Raw genomic sequence first — 5,155 nt, forward strand, 5'->3', positions numbered from 1 at the left:
ACGTACACACTGTAAGCCAAATGTGAAATTCTTGCTTCTAACACTTCAATGCCGGCTCTTGATAACCGCTCGTTCAACTCATTTTCCAATAATTCACTAACCTTTTCGGCACCATCTTTTAGCGTAATGCTATCTTCTTCGCCTTCAGAATGGTCATAAGGGAAAATATTTGCCAAATGCCTCACTGCGGCTTCACTTTGGATATTAACGTATTGCATATAGTTTTCTACAGAAAAAACTGCTTTCGCGGTTTCGTTAACTTTCCAAACTACAACAGCTGCAATTTCTATCGGGTTACCTAATTTGTCATTAACTTTAAGTTGCTGCCCGTTTAAGTTATTAGCTTTTAATGATATCCTTCTTTTTGCAGTTAATGGATTCACCCAAAAAAAACCGTCAGCTTTCACTGTGCCGATGTATTTACCGAATAAGGTTAAAACCATTGATTGATTTGGATTGATGATTAAAAAACCAGGAAATATTAAAAATACATCGATAGTTAACAAAATTCCACCCCATAAAAAGTTTTCTGTTACAAAGCAAAAAATAGAGGCGCCTAAAAGCGCAAGGCATAATACGAAGGTTAAATAACCTGACGGAGGACTGATAATTTTTTCTTGATACATGATTGACATTAATTTGATATCATAAAATAAAATATAAAATCTGGTAATTGCAAACAAAAACAGTAAAATGTATATTAGATAAAAATGTTAATTTTGAAAGCACAATAATCTCTTCGTCTTGGCTAAAATCAAAAAAAACTCACATAAAATCCTTTACCGTAAATATTCATCAAACCTAAAATATGTGATGATGATTTTTACGGTATTCATCATCACACTATTTCTACCGAAGCAACCACGCTTTAGGTATGAATTCGAGAAAAATACAGTTTGGAAAAATAAAGATCTAATTTCACCTTTTAGCTTCGCGATTTTAAAAACGAATCCTCAGGTAAGTAATGATAAGAAAAATGCTTTAAAAAATATCTTGCCTGTTTATCAGTTCGACAAAGCAATTTCTGATAATGCCTTGGAAGAGTTCTCAAATGATTTTGATATTAAATGGAAGTCAACACAACTTGATGAGAAAAATAGGGTGTTATACAAGGCCGAATCTGCTAATCTTTTGAAAAATATTTATCAGAAAGGAATTATTGGTTTAAATATTAAACATCAGGCAGGTGCTAAACACTATGATTTTTCTTTGATGGAGAACAATGTTTCCAAAACGAGGAATACTCAAGACGTTTTCACGACCGAAAGCGCATTAATTTTTTTTAAAGCGAATTTTAAGGCAACCAACCAGGTAATGACAGATTTAGTGTCTAATCTAGTGATTGACCATCTTGTTCCCAATATTGTTTTTGATGAACGTTTAACGCAGGTAATTCAGGATAACACTGTTAATAATATTTCTACAACGAAGGGAATGGTGCAGAAGGGCGAACTAATTGTTTCTAAAAACGATGTCATCGATGAAGAAATCTATCAGAAGCTAGAATCATACAAAACCACCTACGATGCACAAACAAAAACGATTGGAAGTAGGGTGCTCGTTTATGTTGGACAGGTAGTGTTAGTCAGTTTTATCCTTACCATCCTCATGTCATTCCTGTTTCTTTTCAGGAAGGATATTTTTGCAGACAATCGTCAGCTATCCTTAATTCTGATCGTCACAACCGGAATGCTGCTTGCTCTGACCTGGGCAATAAAGATGGAAATTCCTAGCCTATATTATATTCCATTTTGTGTAGTTCCTATAATCATCAGGATTTTGTTTGATACACGCTTGGCACTTTATCTACACATGCTGGTAATTCTAATTGCTGGCTTCTTTGTGGCAAATAGTTTTGAGTTTGTGTTTTATCAGGTCACTGCTGGAATGGTGGCCATCTTCAGTATTAAAAATTTTGTAAAAAGAGAAAGATTTCTTGTTTCTGCTTTATTCATATTGCTAGCCTACTTCGTTTCGTTTGTTGGCATTGCTTTGCTTCGCGAAGGATCATTCCGTGAAATCGAATGGATTAACTTTTTGCCTTTTGTATTTAGTGTACTATTGTCATTATTAGCATATCCACTTATTTATCTTTTTGAAAGAATTTTTGGAATTACATCTGATGTGGCGCTTATTGAGTTAACGAACACCAATAACAAATTACTTCGTGAATTAGCATTTAAAGCACCAGGCACCTTTCAGCATTCATTGCAGGTGGCCAACTTGGCTGAAGCAGCCATTTTCAAAATCGGCGGAAACTCTGTGTTGGTTAGGGCAGGCGCATTGTACCATGATGTTGGTAAAGTAGATAATCCTCAGTATTTTATCGAGAATCAAAATACCGCAGTTAGTCCACATGATAAGCTGCCTTATGAGCAAAGTGCTCAGATTATTATTCAACATGTGCACAAGGGGATTGAGATTTTGAGAAAAAATCAAATTCCGGAAGCCATCATCGACTTTATTAGAACTCACCACGGAAACACTCGTGTCGATTACTTTTACCAGTCATTTTTAAAAAATACACCAGAAAAATTCGTCGATGAAAATATTTTCAGGTACCCCGGACCTATACCTTTTAGTAAAGAACAAGGAGTGTTAATGCTGGCAGATTCTGTCGAAGCTGCCTCAAGAAGTCTTAAAAATCCAGACGCTCAGAACATAAATGACATCGTTGAACGGATAATTAACTACAAATTAGAACAAAATCAATTAGATGATTGCGATTTAACATTAAAAGATATTGAAACTATCAAATTGATATTCAAGACAATGCTGATGAGTATCTATCATGTGCGAATAGATTATCAACAAGTTTTGTTAATTTTTTTTTGTAGAATAACTTGTTTTACTATATTTGCAGACCTCAAAACAAGGTCGGTAGGACAAATTTTGAAGGTTAACGGTGAGGTGCCTGAGAGGCCGAAAGGAACAGTTTGCTAAACTGTCGTACTGGTAACGGTACCGCGGGTTCGAATCCCGCCCTCACCGCGAAACAAAAAAAAGTAACAAAAAAAAATGGAATTATCATTTTAAAACCGTTACTTTGCCAACCCTTAGAAAAAGGGAATAAAGAAGATACCAAGTTCGGGATGTAGCGTAGCCCGGTATCGCGCCTGCTTTGGGAGCAGGAGGTCGTAGGTTCGAATCCTGCCATCCCGACGAATACAGATACAGATTGTATCAAAAACCCTCTAAATGGTGAATTTAGGGGGTTTTGTTTTTTAAGATGGGTCATTATGGGGCAATATATATCAAACATTTTGCAACCAAATCGTAACCAAAATTTTCCTTATAATTTTGCGATCTCTTCAAAACTGAAATTTTTTTGCATTTAATTTTATTCACGAAAAAAAACTAATCAAGTCGAAAACGTTTTTTGCTGTTTTTTGGTTACGATTTGGTTGCAAATTAAGGAGAAGATTTTATGAAATCTAACCACAGTTTTAGCGTCACTTTCTTTGTTAGACGCAATCGAGAGGCCTTTGGAAGGGCTCCAATTTATGTTAAAATAACCGTTGACGGTAGCAGGGTTTTTATCCCCGTTAAACAGACAGTCGAAGTAGCACAATGGAACCAAAAAGCTCAGAAGCTGAGAGGAAATTCACCAGAGAACATTTTGGCTCGTGACCGGATGCGGCAAATAGTAAATGATATTAATTTGGCTTACGATGAATTACGTTTTCAGAAAGAGGTGGTGACTGCCGAAAAAATTAAAATTAAGGTGGAAGGCGAAGATCAGGGAAAGTCTTTAAGAGACTTAATCAAATACCATTTCGATCAACCAGGTAAATTACTAGCTGCAGGAACATTGAAAAACTACTATTCTACAGAGCGTTTTCTCTCAGAATTTTTAAAGAGAAAAAAGTTGTCAGATATTCAGCTTTCGAAAATTGATTTCAAGTTTATCACTGATTTTGGCGTTTATCTGCGCACTAAATCTCCAGACAAAGGACAGAGGCCATGCACTAACAACACAGTAATGAAGCACATGGAAAGATTTCAGAAGTTGATGGGGCTGGCACTAAAATTTGGTTGGATTTTGAGAGATCCTTTCATTCATTTTACTCGAAAACTCGTAACTAAAGACCGGAATGTTCTGAATGATGATGAATTGGCTTCAATCAGACAAGTAAATTTGCCCGATCCTGTTCAGTGTGTTGTGCGGGATATGTTTGTGTTTAGTTGTTATACTGGACTTGCCTACAGTGAAATCAGTTCTCTTGCTTCTCATCACATCACTACTGATAACGAAGGTGGAGTCTGGCTCGTGATGCAAAGGAAAAAGACCTTAAATACAAATGAGCGAAGTTTTCATGTTTTGGTGCTGCCTATTGCTATGTCACTTATTCAAAAATATAAGTTATCTCCGGACGCTATAAATAGGGAGACAATTTTTCCTTGCCCTTCGAATCAATACACCAACAGAAGTTTAAAGGTAATAGCAGAAAAAGCCGGATTAGGAAGACAAATAACCTTCCACGTTGCCAGGCATACATTTGCCACCACTGTGACGCTCGAAAAAGGAATCTCAATTGAGAGCGTTTCTCATATGCTTGGACATTCGAGTATACGAACAACGCAGATTTATTCGAAAGTGAAACAGAAGAAGGTAGCAAATGAGATGAAATATCTTTTTATGGCTCAACAGGTAGTGATAACCTAAAACTAACTCTTAGTACCCCAATTTCATTTTCTTTAATTTTGGTAGTTGGCTGTAATCTATTGCAGCCTGCTATCAACATTATTACGTTCTTAAACGAGGTCAGCTAAATCTGTTACTATACGATTTTTTAAATAGTAAGTGGGACTTTTTTTCCTGTTTTCACCGCCTGGTAAATGGCATCGATAATCTTTAGGTCTTTCAAAGCTTCCTCACCGTTCACAGGAACTATTGGCTTTTTATTGGTAAGGATAATGTCGGCCATTTCGTCCATTTGTACCGTTTGGTGAATGGTTAAAGGCTGCGTAAGTTCTCCCTGATGTGTCCTTCCCCGTATTGGACCATAACCGGTTGAGGGCTGCATTTCTGCGAATCCTTTGTCACCAGTAAGAAAAAATCTATCCAGATGATTGATATTGTAGCTGGATAAGCAGGATGCTACAGCACCACTGGCGAAACCGAGTTGAAACTGTATGGTTTCATCAACACCTT

At 36.5% G+C, this 5,155-nt stretch carries 4 protein-coding genes and 2 tRNA genes; 4 read left to right on the forward strand and 2 right to left on the reverse strand.

Annotated elements, in window-relative coordinates:
- Window positions 1-626, reverse strand: a 626-nt coding sequence (locus ON09_RS22415) for an SPFH domain-containing protein (RefSeq protein WP_029204570.1), incomplete at its 3' end; no start/stop codon positions are given.
- 118 nt (window positions 627-744) lie between these two features.
- Here ON09_RS22415 and ON09_RS24940 point away from each other — a divergent pair.
- The 4 genes from ON09_RS24940 to ON09_RS22430 all read left to right on the forward strand — a co-directional run bounded on the left by ON09_RS24940 (window position 745) and on the right by ON09_RS22430 (window position 4,666).
- Window positions 745-2,943 (forward strand): HD family phosphohydrolase, encoded by a 2,199-nt coding sequence (locus tag ON09_RS24940; protein WP_010603309.1) that lies wholly within the window; start codon window positions 745-747, stop codon window positions 2,941-2,943.
- Window positions 2,905-2,991: transfer RNA gene (locus tag ON09_RS22420), tRNA-Ser, on the forward strand. Before ON09_RS24940 ends, ON09_RS22420 begins: the two co-directional genes overlap by 39 nt.
- Window positions 2,992-3,088: 97 nt before the next feature.
- Window positions 3,089-3,162, forward strand: a tRNA-Pro gene (locus ON09_RS22425).
- A gap of 265 nt (window positions 3,163-3,427) precedes the next feature.
- Entirely contained in the window at window positions 3,428-4,666 is a 1,239-nt protein-coding gene (locus ON09_RS22430; protein WP_010603310.1) for a site-specific integrase, read from the forward strand.
- Between the two features lie 127 nt (window positions 4,667-4,793).
- On the opposite strand, the gene ON09_RS22435 is transcribed toward ON09_RS22430, so the two are convergent.
- The coding region (locus ON09_RS22435; protein WP_010603311.1) for a Gfo/Idh/MocA family oxidoreductase at window positions 4,794-5,155 on the reverse strand (362 nt) is incomplete at its 5' end.

It is taken from the genome of Pedobacter agri PB92 (assembly GCF_000258495.1).
Lineage (GTDB): Bacteria > Bacteroidota > Bacteroidia > Sphingobacteriales > Sphingobacteriaceae > Pedobacter > Pedobacter agri.